The following is a 20,539-nucleotide window of genomic DNA, read 5'->3' as shown; positions in this document are numbered from 1 at the left end:
CTACGCGTGCGGAGCGATATCCGTGGCCTTGTTGGGGCCGGTCGCCGAATAGCAGGCTTTGCCATGTCGCTTGGCGTCGTACAGGGCCATATCCGCCCGTATGAACAGTTCGCTGACGGATGCGCTCTGGCCGGATTGGTGGATCGCGCTGCCGACGCTGCACGTCGAGACGAGTGTCTGGCCATCGATCGTGAACGGGCGTAGCGCCGCATGAACGACAGCATGTCCGATGCGTTCGACGATACTCGGCGTGGTGATGTGTTCGAGGATGATGGCGAACTCGTCGCCGCCAATTCGGGCCACAGCATCGCCGCTGCGTACACAGGTGCGCAGCCGTTCGGCGAAAGCGACCAGCAGGCGGTCGCCGACCGGGTGGCCGTAGCTATCGTTGACCGCCTTGAAATCGTCGAGGTCCACCAGCAGCAGCGCGGCGCTGTGATCTGCCGAGTCCGCTCGCGCCATGGCTTCCTGCAGTCGCCGGTCGAAGCCCTTGCGATTCAGCAGGCCGGTCAGGTGATCGGACAGCGTCTGAGCTTCGAGTGTGCGTAGCTTCAGGCGTTCGCCGGTCACATCGCGGGCGAACATGTGCAGTCCGGTGAGGACGTCCTGCGTATCGTTCCACGCTGGCTGGTAGGTGATCTCCCGGGCGGTGCCGTCGGAGGTTTCTCGCGTGAAGGTCACGACTTCGCCAGTGCTTGCGCGCTCGAGGTAGGGCTTGTTGGCGACGTAGTCTGGCGTGCCCCAGAGCTCTCGCACAGAAAGGCCCGTGATCTGGTCGGCCGGCAGACCATAGTGTCGCGCATAGGCCTGATTGACGAACGCGAACCGCTCGCTGGCATCGATGAAAGCGACGAACTCGGGAACATGATTGGCGATGGCCACGAAGCGTTTCTCGCTCGCCGCGGCGCTGTCGTTGGCGGCCTTGAGCGCTGCCTCGCGCTCGGAGAGTTGCTGCATGACCTCGCAGAAGGCGCCGGCAAGCTCGCCGATTTCGTCTTCGCGGTTGACGGGCAGGTCCGCCACAGCGGATGGGCGCGTGGCCAGTTGCCTGACGGCGCGATGCAGATGTTCGAGCGGGGCCAACAGGAAACGGATCGTCATCCACATCAGCGCGGCCGCAAAGATCAGGGAAACGAAGCCGATGACGATGGCATGTTGGCGGGCTTCGAGCAGCGGCCCGTAGGCTTCCTTGGCGGGCAGGACCGATATCACCTCCCACCCGTTTGATGCCAGCAGGTGGCGCGCGACGACCGGTTGCTGCGGCTCCAGCATTTCCCAGCGCGAAGCTGGCAGTTCGGCGCCGCAGGATTCTCCCGAGGCGCGTGCGGGCGCGAGCACCTTGGCGCTGTCGGGATGCATGGCATAGCGTGGATTCGGACCGGCCGATACCAGGCAATAGAACCCGGTCAGGCCGATGCGGCTGCCGGCCAGTTCGCGCAGGAAGTTATCCGCGGACAGGTTCAGGATGCCGCCGACGACTGCGCGCAGTTCACCCTTGGCACCCCGCAGGGGCACGGCGAGGATGACGCCGGGGGCGGCGCTATGTTTGCCCTGCAGCAGGTCCGAAACGACAAACGGGGAGCCGCGCAGGATTTCCTTGAAGTAGTCGCGGTCGCTGATCGTCATCTTGACGCCATCCGGAACCGCCGTGCTGAACGCGAGTGTGCCGTCTGGCCATGCCATGAAGACCGCGTTGAATTGCTCCGGTATGTCGATGGTGTCGGTGGCAAGCTGGCGCTGTCGGGCGGAGGGCGCGTCGAGCACGGGCGACAGGTTGCGGGCGAGCCGTCGCAGCACGACTGCGCGTGATTCGAGCTTCTCGTCCAATTGGTTGGCGACGAGCCTCACCAGTGTGTCCTGCTGGCTCTGAACGAGGTCGTTCAGGCGCCCATAGGCGTACCACTGGGAAATCCCCGCGCGTGCCACAAATACCAGCGTGACCACAATTGCGGCAGCGATCGCCATCCGGTACTTCAATGAGTGCCGCATGATTCTTGTCTATTCGCGCACTGACCCGTATTTGGCTGCCTGGATGCTTTCATTGAATGGCCCCACCTATCTATCATCGGCAACCGGTTCAAAGCGTAGCAGAACTGTTACCGGTTGCCTTGGGAGTACCGGCGCAAACGCGTGTGTGATTGCACGCGAGGTGGAACATGGCGCACACCGTGGCGGTGGCGCGACATTCGGGAGCTTCCTGTGCGGCGAATGAGAGGATTGTCAGCGGCACTCGGCCAGCGCTTCGACCAGCCAGTCGATGACCGGGCGGAAGCGTGACGCCCCGCGAAACTCGGCCGGGTAGGCCAGCCAGATTTCACGGGTGACCTCGGGTACGTCCTGCGCCAGGATCAGGCCCGGGTCTCCAGCGGCGAGGTAGTGGGGGAGCAGGGCGACCCCCAGGCCGGTGCGCACTGCCTGGCTGACCGCCAGCAGGCTATTGGACTGGAATGCGAAACGCCGATTCAGCGATTTCGGCCACTCCACTTCCGGCAGCGTGAAACCCTCGTCGAGCAGGCCACAGAGTGGCGTATCGCTGGCGAGCGCGGTGGCCACTGTCATACCGGCCGGTGCATAGAGTCCGAAATGCACGGTCCCCGCGCGTTGGGCGACCACCGTGTCTTCCTGCGGCCGTGCCAGACGCACCGCGATATGCGCGCGGCGCCTGGCCAGGCTGGCTACCCGGTTGTCCAGTTCGAGCCTGACTTCCGCATCAGGATTGGCCGCGTAGAGCGCCGGCAGGCGCGGCGTTAGCAGGCACGTGCCCATCGCCGCGGTGGCTGCCACCCGCACCACCCCCGAGACCCCCGATGCCACGCCTTCGATTTCCCGCAGCAGGCGGTCGGCGGACTGCTCCATCTGGCGCGCCGCAATCAGTGCGTTGCGCCCTGCTGCGGTCAGCACGAAGGTGCCGTCTGCCCGGGTGGCAACGGGCTTGCCCAGCGCTGTTTCCAGGCGCCGGATCCGTCGGATGGCCGTGGCATGGGTGATATCGAGTTCGCGCGCGCAGGCGGAATAGCTGCCGGCCCGCATCAGCGTTGACAGCGTCAGCAAATCATCCCATGAGATTGTGCTTTTTTGCACAGTGATTGTGAATGAGTGGAGAATTGGCGCACAGCTTAGCCTGTCCTACGATGCCTGCATAGTCACCTGGCCATGGAGATGTGAGATGTCAGTCGCCCCCGTTCCAACAACGCTTCTTGACGCTGCAGGCGCGAGCCGCCAGCCATCCGCCTGGTCGGATGCCGTTCTGGTGCTGGTGGATCACCAGCGCGAGTATGTCGACGGCAAGCTGCCGCTGACCGGTATGCCCGAGGCGGTGGCAAGCTGCGCAGAGCTTCTGGCGCTGGCGCGCCGGCACGGCTCGCCGGTGATTCACGTCGTGCACCACGGGAAGGCGGGCGGGGCGTTCGATCCGACTGGACCTCATGCGGCGATCATCGAAGGTCTGGCCCCCGTCGATGGCGAGCAGTCCGTGGTCAAGCACCTGCCGAACAGCTTTGCCGGCACCGACCTGGCCGATCTCCTGGCAGCCACGGGCAGGAAGGAACTGATCGTGGCGGGCTTCCAGACCCATATGTGCATCAGCGCGACCGTCCGGTCCGCGCTCGACCACGGCTACCGCGTGACGCTGGTGGCCGCTGCCTGCGCCACGCGTGATTTGCCCGATCCACTGGGAGGTGCGCCGTTGTCCGCAGCGGTACTTCATCGCGTTACCCTGGCAGCCTTGAATGACCGGTTCGCCACCGTTGTGGCCGATGCATCGGTTTGGCACTAGCGGCAGGAATCGGCAGGAATCGGGAGGGATGCGCGCCGGTCAAGTGCCGGCGTTGGGTTTGAGGGGGTGAACAAGCGCGCTTGCCGGGATGCTGCGCGCGACTGGCTGAGGCATACTAGCGCCTTCCAAAACGCGGCCTGTCCGGCGGCGCCCCCCATTTTTGCCGGCCATCGTGGCCGACCCACACCTCATGAAGCGCATCCTACTGATCAAGATCACGTCGCTCGGTGACATGGTGCATACGTTACCGCTGGTCCACGATCTGCGACGCGCCTATCCCGGCGCGAAGATCGACTGGGTAGCCGATGCCTCCTGCGCGGACATCCCGCGTTGGACGGTCGGCATTGATCGCGTGATTGCACCGCCGCTGCGCCAGTTCAAGAAGAACGGCAAGAAGTGGCGAGACCTGCGTGGAATTCTCGGCGCGGTGCGCGATTTGCGCCGCGAGCCCTATGACGTGGCCATCGACGTGCATGGCGTCTACAAGAGCGCCATCGTTGCGCGCCTGTCCCGGACCCGCCGCCGCCTGGGGTATGCCGCCGAATTTCTAGGTGAGTCGCGCGCCGAATTTGCCTATACCGAACTGTTCGGGCCGCACGGCGATGCGGACTGCCGGCACAAGATGCGCCTCGTGGTGGCCAATGCGCTCGGCTACGAGATCGAGCCGCAGGAAACCTGCGAGTTGAGCATCCCGAAGCCGGCCGCGCCGCTCGCCGCAGACGGCGTGCCGCGTGCGATGCTGTTCCACGCCACGTCCGCCGAGATCAAGAAGTGGCCGCAGGCAAACTGGATCGAGGTGGGCCACGCGCTCTCGCTCCGGGGCTACCGCGTGCAGTTGCCGTGGGGATCGCAGCAGGAGCACGAAGAGGCGAAGGCACTTGCGGCCGCCATTCCTGGCGCGGAAGTGCTGCCGCGCATGTCGATCACGGAGTGCGCGCAGCGCGTCGATGCGGCGGCGCTGGTCGTCGGCATGGACACGGGGTTCGTGCACCTGGCAGATGCGCTCGGCAAGCCCACGGTCATGCTCTTCACCGCCACGTCCCGGCCGCATTTCGGCGTGAATCGGCCTGGCCAGTCGATCTCGGTCGGCGACAACGGCGTGCGCCCTCCGGTCGACGAGGTGCTGGCGGCGGTTGCCCAGGTCACTGGGCACGGTGCCGGCGCAAGTCAGGGATTGCCCCGCGATCGTGCTACGGGCGACGTGTCGGCGTAACGCCAGTAGTTGAATGCGACGATCGTGGCGCCGGCATACGCCGTGACCAGATCCAGCATGAACGGCAGTTGGCGAATCCGTAGTCCGATCATGTAACGGGCCACGCCCCTCAGTCCTGCAGGCGGTGCAATGCGCTCCCCGTGGCGCATTGCCAGCCGCAAGATGTGCACAGGGACGAATCGCTGTGGATCGCTCATACGTGCGTGCGCGGCCTCCGCATAGAGCAGCGGCGTGTCCGCCAGCGCGGCGAAACGCGAACGCAACTGCGCGAGCATCGCGGGTGCCAGCGCCATGCCTGAGCCGTTCAATCCCAGTGCGGTCATGCCACGCACGTTGGCCTTCCACAAGCCGCCCACTACCATCAACGAGTCACGTTCCTCCGGTGGTGGCAGTGCCGTCATGGCTTCCCATACACCAAGCATGTCGCCATTCAGATCGAAGAGATGGCAGCGATCGGCGAATGCGCGCTGGTAGCCGACGATACAGTCGAGGTCGTCGTCAAACACCGGCAACACGTCGCGCGGCATTCGCGCAGGGCGGACTTCGAAGAGCCCGGACGAGACGGGATAGCGGCCCGTCCAGGGCTTGGCAGCCCCCACGGCAAAGCCGGGGCCGGCATCCGCGGGCAGAAAATCCAGTGACATCGGAATCAGTCCGTAGCGATTGAGGATTGCATACGCTACGGGGGGCGAACGGGCGCGACATGAGGATTTTTCGACGCGCGATGGCGGCCCTTTCTGAAGCTGCCCCGTGACTTGATCCGACGCAACCAGATGCCTGGGTGGACTAGTGAATAACGCCTCCCTGGACGAATCGGACGGGTTCGGCATCCATGCGCAACAGCAGTGACGTGAGGCCATCCGTGCCGGGCGATGTCGGGCCACGGTCCTTGTTGACCTGACCGGTCGAACAGAGCAGATCGGCGGTACCCCACGCATCTCGGCCCGGCAGGGATCGTGCGCGCAGCCAGCCATCGCGATCGGCCAGGAACTCGGTGCCAGCCAGCCTGTTGGGGGCAACGCCGGCGATGCGGGCGTATGCGTCCCAGGCCAGCGGTGATGCGGCGACGCACCCGGCGCGAAACTGTGGGACGTTGACGGGCGGTTGCCCATCGCGCGTTAGCAGCAAAGTCAGGAAGCGTGGGTCTTCCAGTGGCAACCCGCCGGCATCACCCTCGAACGCCACCACACGGACGCGCTGATGTCCGCGCCAGTCGGCCATCGGGCGGCCCCCATCCTGTCCGCAGCGTACCGTGACATCGAACAGACGCAATGGGATCGGCCAGTTCCCGAACGTGCTGGCGGCAGTGCCGGCTGCCAGCGCCTTGGTGTATTCGATGACAGCCCAGGTGTCGGCATCGTCGAGCTTTCGCGAGAAAGCGGGCATCGTCTGCCGGCCGTCGCTATCGCGCATCCCATTGGCGATATGCCAGAACAGATCGCCGTCGGCGCGACGTCCCAATAACGGGCCGACAAACGTTGGCGGCCAACGCGACAGCCCGGCCGCGAGCGGTCCTTCACCCCGGCCATCCTCGCCGTGGCAAGCGGCGCAATGTTGCGCGTAGAGGCGTGCGCCATGCGCGATGCTTTCGGTTGAGAAGCGGGTGGGGCTGATGTGAAAACTGGTGGGTGCGGCAGGCGTGAACAACAATGCCGGCGATGGCCAGGGTGCGAGGATAAGCGTCAGCGCCGCGGCAGCGAGCCAGGTCAGCCGCTTGCCACGCCAGATGCTGGCGACGGCGAGGCAGGCCAGCGCCACGGAGATTGCCGCAAGGCGCCATGCGACCTGACGTGCCAGACCGAGATCGATCAGCAGCGTTTCCCCTGCGATTCTTCGGGCCCACGGCCAGGCGGGCTGGCCATGCGCGTCACCGGAGAGGTGCAGCACATGCCAGAGCCGCAATAGCGCAAGCTGCCCGTCCTGCAACAGCGTGAGCAGCGTGTTGAGCCACGCCTGTGCCGGTGGTCCATTCATGCGTTGCGCTGCCAGTTACCAGCTGGCATCCAGACCCAGATGCCGCAACGCTTCGTGCCGCAGTTCGGTCAGCCGAGGGTCGCCGCGATGCCGTGGGTAGGGCAGGTCCACCTCGATCTGCGCGGTGATCTTGGCCGGACGCTGGCTGAACACGATGACGCGTTGCGCCAGGAACAGCGCCTCCTCGACATCATGCGTGACCAGCAGGGCGGAGAATCCAGCGCGTTGCCACAGTTCGACCAGATCGCTCTGCATGGCCAGGCGCGTGAGCGAGTCCAGTTTGCCGAGCGGTTCGTCGAGCACGAGCAGCCGTGGATCGTTGACCAGCGCGCGGGCCAGCGCCACGCGTTGCGCCATGCCGCCGGAGAGTTGATGCGGGAAGGCATCCGCGAACGCTTCGAGGCCCACGCGTCGGAGCGCGGCGTCGACGCGATGGCCTTCACGTCGCAACAGGCCGCGAGCCTGCAGGCCGAGCGCGACGTTGTCACGCACGCGCCGCCACGGGTACAGCGTGGGGTCCTGGAACACCACGATGCGGGAGGGATCGGGGTGGTCGATGGGCGTGCCATCCTGCCGGATCTCCCCGGCGTTCGGTGTTTCGAGCCCGGCCACCAGCCGCAGCAGCGTGGACTTGCCGCAGCCACTCGGGCCGAGCAGCGCGACGAACTCGCCGGGCGCGACGTCGAGGCTGACGTCGTCCAGCACCGGCAGCCGCCGCGCGCCGTCGCCGAAGGCGTGGCTGACACCGCGAATGTCGATCCGGGCGCCAGCGGCCTCGGGGGCGTGTTCCAGTACAGCTACCATTTGACGGTTCCTTTCTGCCAGGAGAGCGCGCGGTCGCGCACGGCGAACAGCAATGTGATAACCCCCGAGAACAGCAGCGCCATGACGATCAGCGCCGCATACATGTTCACGTACGATGCCCACCCCTGAGCCCAGGTCAGGTACCAGCCCAGACCGGATTTCACGCCCATCATCTCGGCCGTGACGAGCACGGAGAACGATGCGCCAAGCCCCATGAACAGGCCGACGAATACCTGCGGCAGCGCGGCGGGGATCGCCACGCGCAGCACCAGGAACCAGCCCGATGCGCCCATCGTGCGCGCCACGTCGTAGTAGCTCTTGTTGACGCCGGCCACGCCCGACCACGTCAGCACCGCCACCGGAAACGCGGTGGCCAGCGCGATCAGGAACACCGCTGCGGAATAACTCGACGGAAAGAAGTAGAACGTGAGCGGCAGCAGCGCCGTGGAGGGCAGGGGGCCAAGCACGCGCAGCACGGGGTGAACCCAGTAGCCGATGCGGCGCGACCATCCGATCGACACACCGATCAGGAAGCCGGCCAGCGCGCCGTAGCCCACGCCAAGGCCGAGCAGCTTCAGCGTGTTGAATGCGCTGTCGCCCAGACGTTGCCAGTCGTCGAGGTAGACCTCGATCAGCGCCTGGGGCGGCGCGAAGAATGGCGTCGGCAGGATCGCCGTCTTTGCGGTCAGGATCTCCCAGGCGGTGAAGACCAGAGGCAGGGCGACAAGCCAGGGACCGGCTGCCCGCAGTGCGGCGACCGCGCGCTGAAGCGGCCCGCTTCGGCTTGCGTACCCGCCCGTCAGGGCCAGCAACAACAGCGCGGCGGATACACCGAGCACGACGATGCCGAGTTCCTCCGTATAGGCCCAGTCGTTGAACCCGGCCATCTTGTTGGGCCAGCGCCAGGTCACGGCGCCGAACACGCCCCAGGCCAGTGCTGCCACGATGCCCGTGGGCCAGACCGTCACGCGTGGGGCGACGGTCCTGGGGGCGGGTTGCGCGAGCCGCGCGTCGAGCGTGCTTTGGTTGGTCGTCATGGTCTTACCCCAGCACGTTGGCGTAGACATGCTGCGCCAGGCGTTTGGCATCGGTGGACTTCTTGAGCACGCCAATGCGGCGGAAGTCGTCGGCGTAGAACGCGATCTCCTCCTGCAGATCCACGCCGGTCGGGTGGTGTGTGTAAGTGAGCGTGGCGTAGAGCTTGCGCAGATCGTCCGGGCTGATCTTGGGCGAGTACTTGGCGAACACCTTTGCCGCCTCGTTGGGGTTCTCGTTGACGTAGTCCGTCGCCTGCACGATCGAACGCGCCAGCGCGGCCGCCGTCGGGCGATCGTTGCGAACCAGCTCGCCCCGCGCCCCCACCACGCAGCAGACCTTCCGTGCGTATTCGCCCGTCAGGTTGGTGGCCAGTTCCACGTACGCGCCGTTGGTGCGCTTCTCCAGCAGGTAGAGGTTCGGGTCGCCATCGGCGATTGCCTGGATCTCGCCCTTGTCGACGGCCACGCCGAGCAGGTCGGCCGGGTACTGCCGCCAGGTGATGTCGCGGTCGGGGTCGATGCCGTTCTTGGCCAGCAGGATCGTGAAGAAATGCTTGCCCGGTGCGGCCAGGTCGCTGACGCCGACGGTCTTGCCCTTGAGTGCCTGAAGATTCGTGACGCCGGCCGCCTTCGCGCCAACCAGCCGCACGCAGCCGCCGTGCGAGCTGCCGATGATCTTCACGTCGAAGCCGGCTTCGAGCGGCTTGAGCCAGCGATGGATCATGCCCACGGCGGCATCGGCCTTGCCGGTGGCGATCGACTCGAGCAACTGGTCCGTGGACCCGCTGTAGTTGATCAGATCCACCTGCAAGCCGTTCTTTTCGAAGAAGCCTTTCTCCTGCGCCACGACGATGGGCGTCAGGCAGAAGGAATTCTGGTTCCACGCGAAGGTGAGCTTGCGCGGGGCCGACCACGCCTGACGGCCCAGGATCAGCGCGGGTGCGGCGATGGCCGTGGTGCCGGCCAGGCGCAGCAGGCTGCGGCGACGATTGTCAGGGCGGGACGATTGTTGGGACGGCTTCTGGCTCATGGTTTTTTCTCCCCGTTTTCAGTTGTTCAGGCCGGCTCAGGCTGCCTTGCGCTGGCGCTCGGCATCGCGTTGCGCAACGAGCGCGCGCACGCGCGGAATCAGTTCGCGACCGTAGTCGACGGCATCGTCAAGCGGATCGAAGCCGCGGAGCAGGAATGTGCTGACGCCGAGGTCGTAGTAGGCCAGCAGCGCATCGGCCACCTGTTCCGGCGTGCCGACCAGACCGGTCGAATTCGAACGGCCGCCGGTTTCGCGCGCGATGGCGGTCCACAGACGTTGATCAACGCGGTCGCCCTTGTCGGCGGCGGCGAGCAGGCGACGCGCGCCCTCGCTCTGCTGCGGGCCGCCACGGCTGTAGCCGGCCTGCACGCGCAACGCGCGCGTGCGTTCCAGGATGCTGTCGGCGCGGGCCCACGCCTTTTCCTCGGTGTCCGCCAGCACGGGCCGGAACGACACCGAGAAACGCACCTCGCGGGCATGCCTGGCGGCCTCGGCACGCACGCGCGTGGTCAGCTCGCGTACCTGGTCGAGGGATTCGCCCCACAGTGCGTAGACGTCGGCATGTTTGCCGGCCACGGCGAGTGCTGCCTCGGAAGCACCGCCGAAGTAGATCGGTACATGTGGCTGCTGGGCGGGTTTGACTTCGGAGAAGCCGCGCTGGAAGCGGTAGAACGTGCCCTCGTGATCGAAGGGCTGGTCCTCGGTCCAGAGGCGGCGCAGGATGCCAAGGTACTCGTCGGTACGGGCATAGCGCTGGTCGTGATCGAGATAGTCGCCGTCGCGCCGCTGTTCGTCGTCTGACCCGCCCGAGATGAAATGCACCCCTAGCCGGCCGCCGCTGAACTGGTCGAGCGTGGCGATCTGCCGGGCGGCCAGCGTCGGCGCCGTGAAGCCGGGCCGGTGCGCCAGCATGAAATGGATGCGCTCGGTCACGGTGGCCGCGTAGGAGATCGTCAGCGTGGCCGATGGCCCGGTGGAGTGGTGAGGCACCAGGATGCGGTCGAACCCGGCCTGCTCATGGGCCTGCGCGAACGCGCGCACGTAGTCGCGATCGATCACGGGCCCGTCAGGAGGGTGAATCTCGGACTGCTTCTGGCTCTGGATCATGCCGATGATGTCGACGCTCATGGGTGACGCTCCTGGTTCGTGAAACGGTTCGAGCCGCCACCGTAAGCCAGCGCGCGCCGTGCGAGAACGAATAAAAACGCGACTCCATATGCGCTGGGAACCGATGCTCGATATGCGAATTGCGTCGTTATCGCCAGCCCACTTCGGGCGGTACGCTATGCAGCGATTCGTTCACGTCTTCCGAAGGATTCCCGATGTCTTCGTCCCCCTTGCGCCGGCTGCCGACCAGTGAGGCGCGGCTGGCCAAAGCTCTTGCAGAACTCACGCCGCGCCTAGCTGCCACGGCTGCCGATCACGACTCGCGCGGCACATTTCCCCACGACAACTTCGCGTTGTTGCACCAGTACGGCCTGATCTCACAGGCGGTACCTGTGGCTTCGGGAGGCGGTGGTGCCGGGCTGGCAGAGGCGCGCCGCATCATCGCCGCCGTGGCCGGTGGAGACGCCGCGACGGCGCTGGTGTTGACGATGACCTACCTGCAGCACCGCGCGATCGGCCGGGACGAGGCACGCTGGCCGGAGGCGGTGCGCGAGCAGGTGTTCCGCTCGGCCGTGGAAGAGGGGGCGCTGATCAACTCGCTGCGTGTGGAGCCGGAACTGGGCTCGCCGGCGCGGGGTGGTCTGCCGGGCACCGTGGCCACGCGCGTGGGCGATCGCTGGCGGCTGCGGGGGCACAAGCTCTACAGCACCGGCATCCCCGCGCTGCGCTGGCTGGCGGTCTGGGCGCGCACGCACGAACCGGAGCCGCGGATCGGGGTGTTCCTTGTGCCGAAGCCCGAAGCCGATACGCCGGGCATCCGTGTGCTCGAAAGCTGGAACCACATGGGACTGCGGGCATCGGGCAGCCATGAGACCTTGCTGGAGGACGTGTGGATCCCGATCGAGCATGCGGTGGATATCCGTCCGCCATCGGCCTGGGCCCCGGCGGGCGCGAGCCAGGCCGATATCGACGGCAATATCGACCAGCAGGCGTGGATGGTGGTGCTGCTCGGCAGCCTCTATGACGCCGTGGCGCGTGCCGCGTACGACTGGATTCGGGATTTCGTGCGCGAACGCGCACCTGGCAGTCTTGGCAAGCCGCTGGCAACCCTGCCGCGTGTGCAGGAGACCATCGGCGAGATTGCCGCGCTGCTGCGCGCCAACGAAGTGCTGCTGGACGATGCGGCGGGGCGTACCGACGCCGGCACGCCGCCGTCGGCCGAAGATAGCGGGCTGCTCAAGTTCACGGTGACCGGGAATGCCATCCGCGCAGTGGAGCTGGCGCTGCAACTCTCCGGTAATCAGGGGTTGAGTCGCAATAACCCGCTGGAGCGGCATTATCGCGATGTGCTCTGCAGCCGCATCCACACGCCTCAGAACGATTCGATCCTGACTGCCGCCGGCCGCGCGGCGCTGGCCGACTGATCCCCGCAACGGAACGTCGCCGTCGTGCTATGTTTGCGGCAAACGTTATCGGCCGCGACGCCTTGCCCAGGCACGACGGCCGAATGATCCAGGAGACATGGCATGTCCACATCGCCAACCCCTGCGCAGGCGCTCAAGCCCCTGCGCGATTTCATTACCGCCTTCACGGCGCTGCTCGACCAGCGTCCCGACGAAGCTCGCATTCTCGACGAGGGCGGCAGCCTGCTGGCCAAACTCGTGGCCAGAGACGATTGGTTGCCCGATGCCTACGCGCAGCCGCATCCCGAGTACTACCAGCAGATGCTGCTGCACTGCGACTCCGCCGAACGCTTTTCGATTGTCAGTTTCGTGTGGGGGCCGGGCCAGCGCACGCCCATCCACGATCACACCGTATGGGGGCTGATCGGCATGTTGCGCGGGTCCGAGTACGCGCAGCCGTTCGAGATCGATGCCGATGGCACGCCACGGCCACAAGGCGAGGCAACGCGGCTGGAGCCCGGTGACGTGGAGGCGGTGTCGCCGACGGTGGGCGACATCCATCGCGTGCACAATGCCTACGACGACCGCGTATCGATCAGCATCCATGTGTACGGGGCCAATATCGGCGCGGTACGCCGGCATGTCTTTCCGGAGACCGGCGGCAGCAAGGCATTCATCTCCGGCTATTCCAATTCCACCTTGCCCAATCCATGGGATCGTTCGAAGGACCCCATCGCGTCATGACTGAAGTTCAATCGTTTCCGACGACAACCAGCCTGGCTGTGCGTCAGGCATTGCTGGACCGCACCGAGATCGCCTTGATCGACGTGCGGGAGGAAGACCCCTATGCGCAGCAGCATCCGTTGTGGGCGGCCAACTTTCCGCTGTCGAAGCTCGAACTCGAAGCCTGGGCGCGCATCCCGCGCCGCGACACGCGCATCGTCGTGTACGGCGAGCACGATGGCGAGGATCTGGCCCCGGGCGCGGCGGCCAGACTGCGGGAACTTGGCTACACCGACGTCTCGTTGCTGGATGGTGGTCTGACCGCATGGATCGCTGCAGGCGGTGAGGTCTTTCGTGACGTGAACGTGCCGAGCAAGTCGTTCGGTGAACTGGTGGAGGCGAAACGTCACACGCCGTCGCTGGCCGCACCCGAGGTGCAGGCGCTGATTGACGGCAAAGCCGACGTGGTGATCGTCGACGCGCGCCGCTTCGACGAATATCAGACCATGAGCATTCCCACGGCCACGAGCCTGCCCGGTGCCGAACTGGTGCTGCGGATTCGCGAGTTGGCCCCTAACCCGGCGACGCAGGTGATCGTCAATTGCGCGGGCCGCACGCGCAGCATCATCGGCACACAATCGCTGGTCAACGCCGGAATTCCGAACCCGGTGGCGGCGCTGCGCAATGGCACGATCGGCTGGAAGCTGGCCGGCCAGGAACTGGACCACGGCGCGAGCCGTGTGGGGCCGGTACAGGTGGATGCCGCCAACCACGACAAGGCGCGCGAAGGCGCCCGTGCCATTGCCGCGCGGGCTGGGGTCCGTCGTGTCGGATTTGGCGAATTGGCGTCCCTGCATGTGCCCGGCCGCACGGTCTACCAGTTCGACGTCCGCACGCCCGAGGAATACGCGGCCGGCCATCTGCCGGGATTCCGCAGCGCGCCCGGTGGACAACTGGTGCAGGAGACCGACCATCAGGCGCCAGTACGTGGCGCGCGCATCGTGCTGGCCGATGACGATGGCGTACGCGCGAACATGAGCGCGTCGTGGCTGGCGCAGATGGGGTGGGAAGTCTATGTTGTCGATCCCGTTGGCGAACATGAGCGCAGCGAACGTGGATTGGCGGCCGCGAACGTTCCGCCATCGCCCGAGGTGGCGACCGTTTCGCCTGCCACGCTGGCCGCATGGCTGAAGGAAGGCGACGTCGCCGTGATCGACGTGACCGCCAGCGTCAACTACGTCAAGCGCCATATCCCCGGCGCATGGTTTGCCATCCGTGCCCAGTTGGCTCAGGCGATCAAGGCGATTCGGCCAGCGAAGCGCTATGTGCTCACCTGTGGATCGAGCCTGCTGGCGAGGTTCGCAGCGGTTGATCTGCGGGCGCTGACGTCGGCCGAGGTCTTCGTGCTCGAAGGCGGCACGGCGGCCTGGGTGGAGGCCGGTTTGCCGGTAGAGCAGGGGGAAACTCGTCTCGCCGTACCGCGCACGGATCGGTATCGCCGGCCCTATGAAGGCACCGACAATGCCGCGGCTGCCATGCAGGCGTATCTCGACTGGGAGTTTGGCCTGATCGCCCAACTCGACCGGGACCGCACGCACTTCTTCGAGGTGGTCTGACACGGGTAACGCCGAACGCACGTGCCGAGCGGAGGGGCGGCCCTGGTTTCCTATACTTGCGGGAACCAGGGCCGCTTTCTTTATGAGACGTACGTTGCGAGACGCGGCTTTCACGCTTCCGATTGCGGCCCTGGATCGAACCATGTGCCAGGAGGGCGACCGCCGTGCCGAAGATCCGAGAATCACTGATCCACGATCTGCATCCCACCCAGCTGACAGTGGGCATGATCGAAGTGCAGGACAAGAAGACGCACCTGGCCTCGCTGAAGCCCAAGGATCAGCAGGCGTTCATGGAGGCGCATCCGATTCCGGCCGTCGAAGGCCCCGGAGGCAAGCTCTACATCACCGATCACCATCACCTTGGCCGGGCGGCGCTGGAGGCGGGCCTTACGTCCGGCTTCTTTATGGTGGAGGCCGATCTCTCCAGCAGCGCGCCAGGCGATTTCTGGGGGGAGATGGACAAGAACCAGTGGGTGCATCCGCTGGACGAGAACGGGGTGCGCCACTGCTACACCCTGATCCCGTCCCATCTGGAAAAACTGATCGACGATCCGTACCGGTCGCTGGCCGGCTACGTGCGCGATGCCGGTGGGTATCAGAAGACGCCTACGGCCTTCGCCGAGTTCGTCTGGGCCGATTTCTTTCGTCGCCACATCGCCGTTGAGGACCTGAAGGCCGACTTCCAGGCCGCCGTCAAATGCGCGAAGGTGCTGGCCGCCAGCAAATGGGCGTCGAGCCTGCCGGGGTTCCAGGCGAAGTAGCCTGCGACTTGCGCTTGTCGCTGCTGTTTGGTATTTGTCGGGCGTCCAGGCGTTGCATTCCGTTTCGGGATAACGCGGACATCGACAACAAGGAAGAAAAAGCATGTCAGGCCCGCACGTTGAAGCTTCCGAGCGCGAAGCGCTCTACCGCATCATGGCGTTGCGGCGCGATTGCCGTCATTTCACGCCCGGGCCGTTGCTTGGCGATGACCAGTTGGAACGGCTGCTGGATGCGGCGCACCAGGCGCCCTCGGTGGGCCTGATGCAGCCGTGGCGCTTCATGCGCCTGAGCACGCCAGCCTGGCGCGAGCACCTGATTCCATTCGTGGAGGCCGAGCGACAGGCCACGGCACAGGCTCTGGGGGAACGGGCCGCGGAATTCCTGCGGATCAAGGTGGAGGGTATTCGCGATTGCGCTGAACTGCTGGCCGTGGTGCTGGCGCCCGATGACGGTACCGTCTTTGGACGGCGCAGCATGCCGCGTGAGATGGCGTGGGCGTCCGCTGCGTGCGCCGTGCAGAATCTCTGGCTGGCGGCTCGCGCCGAAAACCTGGGGCTAGGCTGGGTCTCGATGTTCGACCCCGAAGCGCTGGCACGCGAACTTCAGCTTCCCGCAGGCGCCACGCCGTTCGGGCTGCTGTGCCTGGGGCCGGTGCCGGCATTCTATGAAAAGCCGATGCTCGAGCAGATTGGCTGGCGGCAGCGCCGCCCGCTGCAGGAGATGTTGTGGGCATCCCCGGACCTGCCGCCTTCCTCTGGTTCTGGTGGCGGGGAACAGGCCGGAGGCGACTGACAGCGGCGGGCGACCGCTTGCGGCATGGGGTGGCTATCGCAAAGGCTCCCGGCCGTGAGAACGTCGCGGGCGTCGGTGTTGTTGACGCTGCGTCTGGCCGGGTTGCCTCTATCCCCGATACCTTCAACCCGCCGAGCGCGGCCGGGGCACGACCATTGAGTCGCAGGGCAGGCAGTCGAGCAGTTTTGCGGCAGTGCTGCCCAGCAACGCGCCAGTCAGGGCATCGCGACCCTGCGCGCCCATCACCACCAGGTCGACATCGTGCTGGCGGACGTGCTGGGTCAGGTGCAATTCCAACCCACCACGCACGATCTGCGGTGTGACGCGCGTTCCAGCGGGCAAGGCGGTGGCAGCGATGAACGCGTCGTACTGCGCTCGCTCCTGCGCTTGCGCAGAGGCAGGCTGCGGTTGCGTGTCGGTCAGCCCCGCGAAAGGCGGCAGGTAGGCGTGAAAAGCCGTTAGTTCGCATCCCGGGAAAAGCTGCGCCGCCGTCAGCAGCGCATTACGCGAGGCTTCGGAGAAGTCGGTCGCCACAACGATTCGGCGGTAGGGCGCGTGCGGGCGATTGCGCACTATCAGCAACGGCTGCGCGAGCGTGCGCGCCAGGCGCTCGACGCTAGAGCCGAGCAGGAACCGGCCAAGCAGCTCATACCGCGCAACGCCGGTGACCACCAGGCCGACGCCGGAAACGGTTGCCATGTTGCGGATCGTCTCCGAGATATCCCGGGACTTCATGATCCGCACCTCGGCACGTACGGGGAGTCCGGCCAGGTCACGATCGATCTGTTGGCGGGCGATATGCAGGGCATCGCCGTCACCGCCGGTATCGGCAGCCCAGGCCAGTGCCTGGTCCGGGTGCGCGGCGGGGTCGAGTACATGGGCCACGATCAGTTCGGCCTTCCATGCCTGGGCCAGTCCCGCTGCACGGTCCAGGGCGCGATCGCAGCGTGGGCTCAGGTCGGTGGCCAGCATCAGGCTTGCGGGCGGGGAGGTTGCGGGGAGAGTTGTCATGGGCATCTCGCTAATCGTTCAATGGCAGATTCAATCGGCAGCCAGACGCTTACCAGCCGGTTTGCGTCGGATCAGGATCTTTTCGAGTTCGGCGACGCAGAACACCAGCAGGCCGGCGCCGATCACCTTGCACCATTCCAGCGCGGACAGGTCGGTGGAATCAAACACTGCCTGCATCAGTGGCAGGTGTGTGTAGGCTAGCTGCAGCGGCACGCAGGCGGCAATGGCCAGCAGCACATACGGGTTGCCGAACAGCCCCTCGCGGTTGAGCACGGTCTTCAGGGTATGCCGACTGTTGAGCAAGTAGAACATCTCGGCGGCCACCACTGCGTTGACGGCCATCGTGCGCGCGGTTTCCAGGCTGGTGCCGTCGGATAGCTCCCACAGGAACAGACTGAGCGCCCCCGCCATCATCAGGATGGATACCATCGTTACGCGCCAGACAAAGAAGCCCGACAGCAGCGTTTCTCCAACCGGGCGTGGAGGCTTCGCCATGATGCCGGCCTCGGCGGGCTCGAAGGCCAGCGCCAGCCCCAGCGTGCTGGACGTGACCATATTGATCCAGAGTACCTGGGCAGGGGTGACGGGCAATGGCAGGTCGAACAGGATCGCGGCAATCACGATCAGCGCCTCGCCGCCGTTCGTCGGCAACATGAAGAGGATGAACTTCTTCAGGTTGTCGTAGACCGCGCGGCCCTCGCGCACCGCGTGGGCGATCGACGCGAAGTTGTCGTCGGCGAGCACCACGTCGGAAGCCTCCTTGGCTGCCTCGGTGCCCTTGAGCCCCATCGCGACGCCAACGTCGGCCCGCTTGAGCGCGGGCGCGTCGTTGACGCCGTCCCCGGTCATCGACACGACCTGGCCGCCGTCCTGAAGCGCGCTGACCAGGCGCAGCTTGTGCTCCGGACTGGCGCGCGCGAATACGTCCACCTCCATCGCCACCCGGCGCAGTGCGGCATCGTCCATCAGTGCCACCTCGCTGCCGGTCAAAGCGGGCTTGCCGACGCCGATCGCCAACTGCGCGCCGATCGCGCGTGCTGTTTCGACGTGGTCGCCGGTAATCATCTTGACCCGGATGCCGGCGTGGTGGCACTCGTTGACGGCGCGGATGGCTTCCTCGCGCGGGGGATCGATGATGCCGACCAGCGCCAGCATCGTGTAGCCGGTTTCCATATCGGAGAACGCGAGCTTGTCGCCCGCGGGCGCCGCGCGCTTGCAGGCCAGGGCGAGCAGGCGTAGGCCCTGCGCCGCGGTGTCGGTCGCCATGCGGCGCCAGTAATCCACGTCCAGCGGGCGCTCCCCATCGAGATTCCACTGCCGCGCGCACATGTCGAGGATGCGCTCAGGCGCACCCTTTATCAGGATCCACGGCGCATGATCGGCATCGTGGTGGTAGGTGGCCATGAAGCGGTGCTCGGATTCGAAGGGGATGGAATCGAGTCGATGCCAGCCGGATTCAGGATTCTGGTGTTCCACGCCCGCCTTGGCGCCAGCCACCAGCAATGCACCTTCGGTCGGGTCGCCCTCGACGTGCCACATGCCTTCGTCATTGCGCATGTTGGCGTCGTTGCAGAGTACGCCGGTGCGCAGGGCCATGGCCAACGGCGCGCAACTCATGGGGTCGACGATGTGCCCGTCGATGCTGAAGTCTCCCACCGGCGCATAACCGACGCCCCCGACATCGAATACATGGCCCGCGCAGACCATGCGCTGCACGGTCATCTCATTGCGCGTCAGCGTGCCGGTCTTGTCGGAGCAGATCACCGTCACCGATCCCAGCGTCTCCACCGCCGGCAGGCGCCGCACGATGGCATGGCGCCGGGCCATGCGCTGCACGCCGAGCGCAAGCGTGACGGTCATGATTGCAGGCAGCCCTTCAGGGATGGCGGAGGCCGCCAGCGCCACGGCCATCATGAACATGTCAGCTGCAGAGTGGCCACGCCAGAGAATGCCGGCCACGAACACCACGGCGGAGAGCAACAGGATGGCTACCGCCAGACCGCGCCCAAAACGATCGATCTGCCGTACCAGCGGCGTTGACAGGCTTTCGATGCTGCTGAGCATCTCGTTGATCCTGCCCAGTTCCGTGGCGCTACCCGTCGCGACCACGATGCCGGTCGCCTGTCCGTAGACCACTAGCGTGCCGGAGTACGCCATGTCGAAGCGATCGCCCAGCGGCGCGTCTTCCGCCACGGGCGCGGCATTCTTTTCCACGGGCAACGATTCGCCGGTGAGCGCGGCCTCCTCGACCCGCAGTTCTTTGACCGAGGTCAGGCGCAGATCGGCGGGCACCCGGTCCCCCGAAGCCAGCGCGACCACATCGCCCGGCACCAGATCCGCAGCGGCGATTTCGTGCCGCTGGCCATCGCGAATCACGAACGCAAGCGGGGCGAGCATGGCGCGGATGGCATCAATGGCGGCTTCGGCCTTGCCTTCCTGGATGAACCCGATGACGGCATTGATCACGACCGCCACGAGCAGCACGGCCGCATCGACCCAGTGACCGAGAATCGCCGAGACGATCGACGAGCCGAGAATGATGTAGAGGAGGATGTTGTGGAACTGCAGCAGCAGCCGCATCAGCGGGCCGCGGCGCTTGGGTGGTGCGAGACGGTTGGGACCGTACTCGTCCAGTCGACGGGAGGCTTCGGCTGCGCTCAGACCGGCTGCGCTGGTCTGCAAGGTCTGCCCGACCTGTGTGTCGGTGAGCGTGTGCCAGATGGGGGGCGATTGGTTTTCGGTGTCGTGGCTGGCAGGAGGACCAGTCATGTGGAGTCGGGGCCTTTTTCTGCAACCGGGCGGGCCGGTCTCGCGTTTCGATCGGAGGCGCGCATCGCCTAGTCAAGCCGCAGGCATCTTCTGGGGGGCCTGCGACACGGCGACGGCCTGACGGAGAAAGGGCGTATCAGATACTAGCTTGCTTCGATCACGCCCCGATGACAACACCTTGGAATGCACTGCACATCTCTATTTCAACATCGCTTGGCGCTTGAGGGAGATGATCTGCGTCAAAGTGGTCAAAGCTCTTCTTCGCGAATTGGGGCAGGGCGGAGTCACCGTCAACGGCGCATTCGGAGCCGTCAATCCGCCAGGGAGGTGCGATATCTGCAGGCTCGGCGCCCGCCCGCGAGCCTCATCCGGGATGAGCAAGCCGCAGCGTCGCAAGGCATGGGTTTGCCGAAGCGGCAAGAATCACCAGCCATGATCGGCAGGTCGAGAGGGTGGATAGGGAGTCGACGTTATCGATGAGCGTTCGATGGGCGCGCCCAGTATCGTGATCGGTGAAGGATGA

At 65.8% G+C, this 20,539-nt stretch carries 17 protein-coding genes; 7 read left to right on the top strand and 10 right to left on the bottom strand.

What is annotated here, in order from left to right:
- Together RN01_RS10820 and RN01_RS10815 are read right to left on the bottom strand one after the other, a co-directional pair.
- Complete coding sequence (locus RN01_RS10820) at positions 1 to 1,965, bottom strand: diguanylate cyclase domain-containing protein (protein WP_017514629.1); 1,965 nt, start codon at positions 1,963 to 1,965, stop codon at positions 1 to 3.
- Positions 1,966 to 2,220: 255 nt separating this feature from the next.
- Entirely contained in the window at positions 2,221 to 3,051 is an 831-nt protein-coding gene (locus RN01_RS10815; protein WP_231582270.1) for a LysR family transcriptional regulator, read from the bottom strand.
- Between the two features lie 115 nt (positions 3,052 to 3,166).
- On the opposite strand from RN01_RS10815, the gene RN01_RS10810 reads away from it, so the two are divergent.
- A complete protein-coding gene (locus tag RN01_RS10810; protein ID WP_024570375.1) occupies positions 3,167 to 3,775 on the top strand; it encodes a cysteine hydrolase family protein in 609 nt (202 codons plus the stop codon).
- A gap of 190 nt (positions 3,776 to 3,965) precedes the next feature.
- Entirely contained in the window at positions 3,966 to 4,988 is a 1,023-nt protein-coding gene (waaC, locus tag RN01_RS10805; RefSeq protein WP_011516931.1) for a lipopolysaccharide heptosyltransferase I, read from the top strand.
- Here the strand turns inward: waaC and RN01_RS10800 are convergent.
- From RN01_RS10800 to RN01_RS10775, 6 genes are all read right to left on the bottom strand, one after another.
- On the bottom strand, positions 4,943 to 5,632 hold the full coding sequence (locus RN01_RS10800) for a hypothetical protein (protein WP_017515614.1): 690 nt from the start codon (positions 5,630 to 5,632) through the stop codon (positions 4,943 to 4,945). The two genes, waaC and RN01_RS10800, sit on opposite strands and share 46 nt — an antisense overlap.
- Before the next feature lie 142 nt (positions 5,633 to 5,774).
- Entirely contained in the window at positions 5,775 to 6,962 is a 1,188-nt protein-coding gene (locus tag RN01_RS10795; protein ID WP_024570374.1) for a cytochrome c, read from the bottom strand.
- A 15-nt stretch (positions 6,963 to 6,977) separates the two neighbouring features.
- Complete coding sequence (locus RN01_RS10790) at positions 6,978 to 7,766, bottom strand: ABC transporter ATP-binding protein (protein ID WP_011516928.1); 789 nt, start codon at positions 7,764 to 7,766, stop codon at positions 6,978 to 6,980.
- Positions 7,760 to 8,803: an ABC transporter permease gene (locus RN01_RS10785; protein ID WP_024570373.1), complete on the bottom strand. Its 1,044-nt coding sequence runs from the start codon at positions 8,801 to 8,803 to the stop codon at positions 7,760 to 7,762. Before RN01_RS10785 ends, RN01_RS10790 begins: the two co-directional genes overlap by 7 nt.
- Before the next feature lie 4 nt (positions 8,804 to 8,807).
- Positions 8,808 to 9,833, bottom strand: a complete 1,026-nt coding sequence (locus RN01_RS10780; RefSeq protein ID WP_008641586.1) for an ABC transporter substrate-binding protein — start codon at positions 9,831 to 9,833, stop codon at positions 8,808 to 8,810.
- A gap of 36 nt (positions 9,834 to 9,869) precedes the next feature.
- On the bottom strand, positions 9,870 to 10,961 hold the full coding sequence (locus tag RN01_RS10775; RefSeq protein WP_017515339.1) for an LLM class flavin-dependent oxidoreductase: 1,092 nt from the start codon (positions 10,959 to 10,961) through the stop codon (positions 9,870 to 9,872).
- Between the two features lie 194 nt (positions 10,962 to 11,155).
- Here RN01_RS10775 and RN01_RS10770 point away from each other — a divergent pair, with 194 nt between their 5' ends.
- The 5 genes from RN01_RS10770 to bluB all read left to right on the top strand — a co-directional run bounded on the left by RN01_RS10770 (position 11,156) and on the right by bluB (position 16,236).
- Complete coding sequence (locus RN01_RS10770; RefSeq protein WP_024570372.1) at positions 11,156 to 12,364, top strand: acyl-CoA dehydrogenase family protein; 1,209 nt, start codon at positions 11,156 to 11,158, stop codon at positions 12,362 to 12,364.
- A gap of 102 nt (positions 12,365 to 12,466) precedes the next feature.
- Positions 12,467 to 13,087 carry a cysteine dioxygenase gene (locus RN01_RS10765; RefSeq protein ID WP_017511737.1) on the top strand — a complete coding sequence of 207 codons (621 nt, stop codon included), beginning with the start codon at positions 12,467 to 12,469 and terminating at the stop codon, positions 13,085 to 13,087.
- The gene (locus RN01_RS10760; RefSeq protein ID WP_017511736.1) at positions 13,084 to 14,682 is read left to right on the top strand and encodes a rhodanese-related sulfurtransferase; all 1,599 of its coding nucleotides are present in this window, start codon (positions 13,084 to 13,086) and stop codon (positions 14,680 to 14,682) included. Before RN01_RS10765 ends, RN01_RS10760 begins: the two co-directional genes overlap by 4 nt.
- Positions 14,683 to 14,846: 164 nt before the next feature.
- Positions 14,847 to 15,443: a ParB-like protein gene (locus RN01_RS10755; RefSeq protein WP_017511735.1), complete on the top strand. Its 597-nt coding sequence runs from the start codon at positions 14,847 to 14,849 to the stop codon at positions 15,441 to 15,443.
- 103 nt (positions 15,444 to 15,546) lie between these two features.
- Positions 15,547 to 16,236 (top strand): 5,6-dimethylbenzimidazole synthase, encoded by a 690-nt coding sequence (bluB, locus tag RN01_RS10750; RefSeq protein WP_017511734.1) that lies wholly within the window; start codon positions 15,547 to 15,549, stop codon positions 16,234 to 16,236.
- A gap of 123 nt (positions 16,237 to 16,359) precedes the next feature.
- On the opposite strand, the gene RN01_RS10745 is transcribed toward bluB, so the two are convergent.
- Positions 16,360 to 17,247 (bottom strand): universal stress protein, encoded by an 888-nt coding sequence (locus tag RN01_RS10745; protein ID WP_038315058.1) that lies wholly within the window; start codon positions 17,245 to 17,247, stop codon positions 16,360 to 16,362.
- Between the two features lie 30 nt (positions 17,248 to 17,277).
- Positions 17,278 to 20,016, bottom strand: a complete 2,739-nt coding sequence (locus tag RN01_RS10740; protein WP_024570371.1) for a cation-transporting P-type ATPase — start codon at positions 20,014 to 20,016, stop codon at positions 17,278 to 17,280.
- Positions 20,017 to 20,539 lie beyond the last annotated feature (523 nt).

Origin of the sequence: Cupriavidus sp. SHE (assembly GCF_000812445.1) — a bacterium.
GTDB classification, from domain to species: domain Bacteria; phylum Pseudomonadota; class Gammaproteobacteria; order Burkholderiales; family Burkholderiaceae; genus Cupriavidus; species Cupriavidus metallidurans.
The sequence above is the reverse complement of the archived record's forward strand: the minus strand, read 5'-3'. Positions and strand labels throughout refer to the sequence as shown.

Bases quoted from the DNA above. Each gene is read 5' to 3' on its own strand.
- RN01_RS10785 (WP_024570373.1), bottom strand. From the start codon at position 8,803: ATGACGACCAACCAAAGCACGCTCGACGCGCGGCTCGCGCAACCCGCC.
- RN01_RS10765 (WP_017511737.1), top strand. From the start codon at position 12,467: ATGTCCACATCGCCAACCCCTGCGCAGGCGCTCAAGCCCCTGCGCGAT.
- RN01_RS10780 (WP_008641586.1), bottom strand. From the start codon at position 9,833: ATGAGCCAGAAGCCGTCCCAACAATCGTCCCGCCCTGACAATCGTCGC.
- RN01_RS10745 (WP_038315058.1), bottom strand. From the start codon at position 17,247: ATGACAACTCTCCCCGCAACCTCCCCGCCCGCAAGCCTGATGCTGGCC.
- RN01_RS10790 (WP_011516928.1), bottom strand. From the start codon at position 7,766: ATGGTAGCTGTACTGGAACACGCCCCCGAGGCCGCTGGCGCCCGGATC.
- RN01_RS10775 (WP_017515339.1), bottom strand. From the start codon at position 10,961: ATGAGCGTCGACATCATCGGCATGATCCAGAGCCAGAAGCAGTCCGAG.
- RN01_RS10770 (WP_024570372.1), top strand. From the start codon at position 11,156: ATGTCTTCGTCCCCCTTGCGCCGGCTGCCGACCAGTGAGGCGCGGCTG.
- RN01_RS10800 (WP_017515614.1), bottom strand. From the start codon at position 5,632: ATGTCACTGGATTTTCTGCCCGCGGATGCCGGCCCCGGCTTTGCCGTG.
- RN01_RS10740 (WP_024570371.1), bottom strand. From the start codon at position 20,016: ATGACTGGTCCTCCTGCCAGCCACGACACCGAAAACCAATCGCCCCCC.
- bluB (WP_017511734.1), top strand. From the start codon at position 15,547: ATGTCAGGCCCGCACGTTGAAGCTTCCGAGCGCGAAGCGCTCTACCGC.
- waaC (WP_011516931.1), top strand. From the start codon at position 3,966: ATGAAGCGCATCCTACTGATCAAGATCACGTCGCTCGGTGACATGGTG.
- RN01_RS10795 (WP_024570374.1), bottom strand. From the start codon at position 6,962: ATGAATGGACCACCGGCACAGGCGTGGCTCAACACGCTGCTCACGCTG.
- RN01_RS10810 (WP_024570375.1), top strand. From the start codon at position 3,167: ATGTCAGTCGCCCCCGTTCCAACAACGCTTCTTGACGCTGCAGGCGCG.
- RN01_RS10820 (WP_017514629.1), bottom strand. From the start codon at position 1,965: ATGGCGATCGCTGCCGCAATTGTGGTCACGCTGGTATTTGTGGCACGC.
- RN01_RS10760 (WP_017511736.1), top strand. From the start codon at position 13,084: ATGACTGAAGTTCAATCGTTTCCGACGACAACCAGCCTGGCTGTGCGT.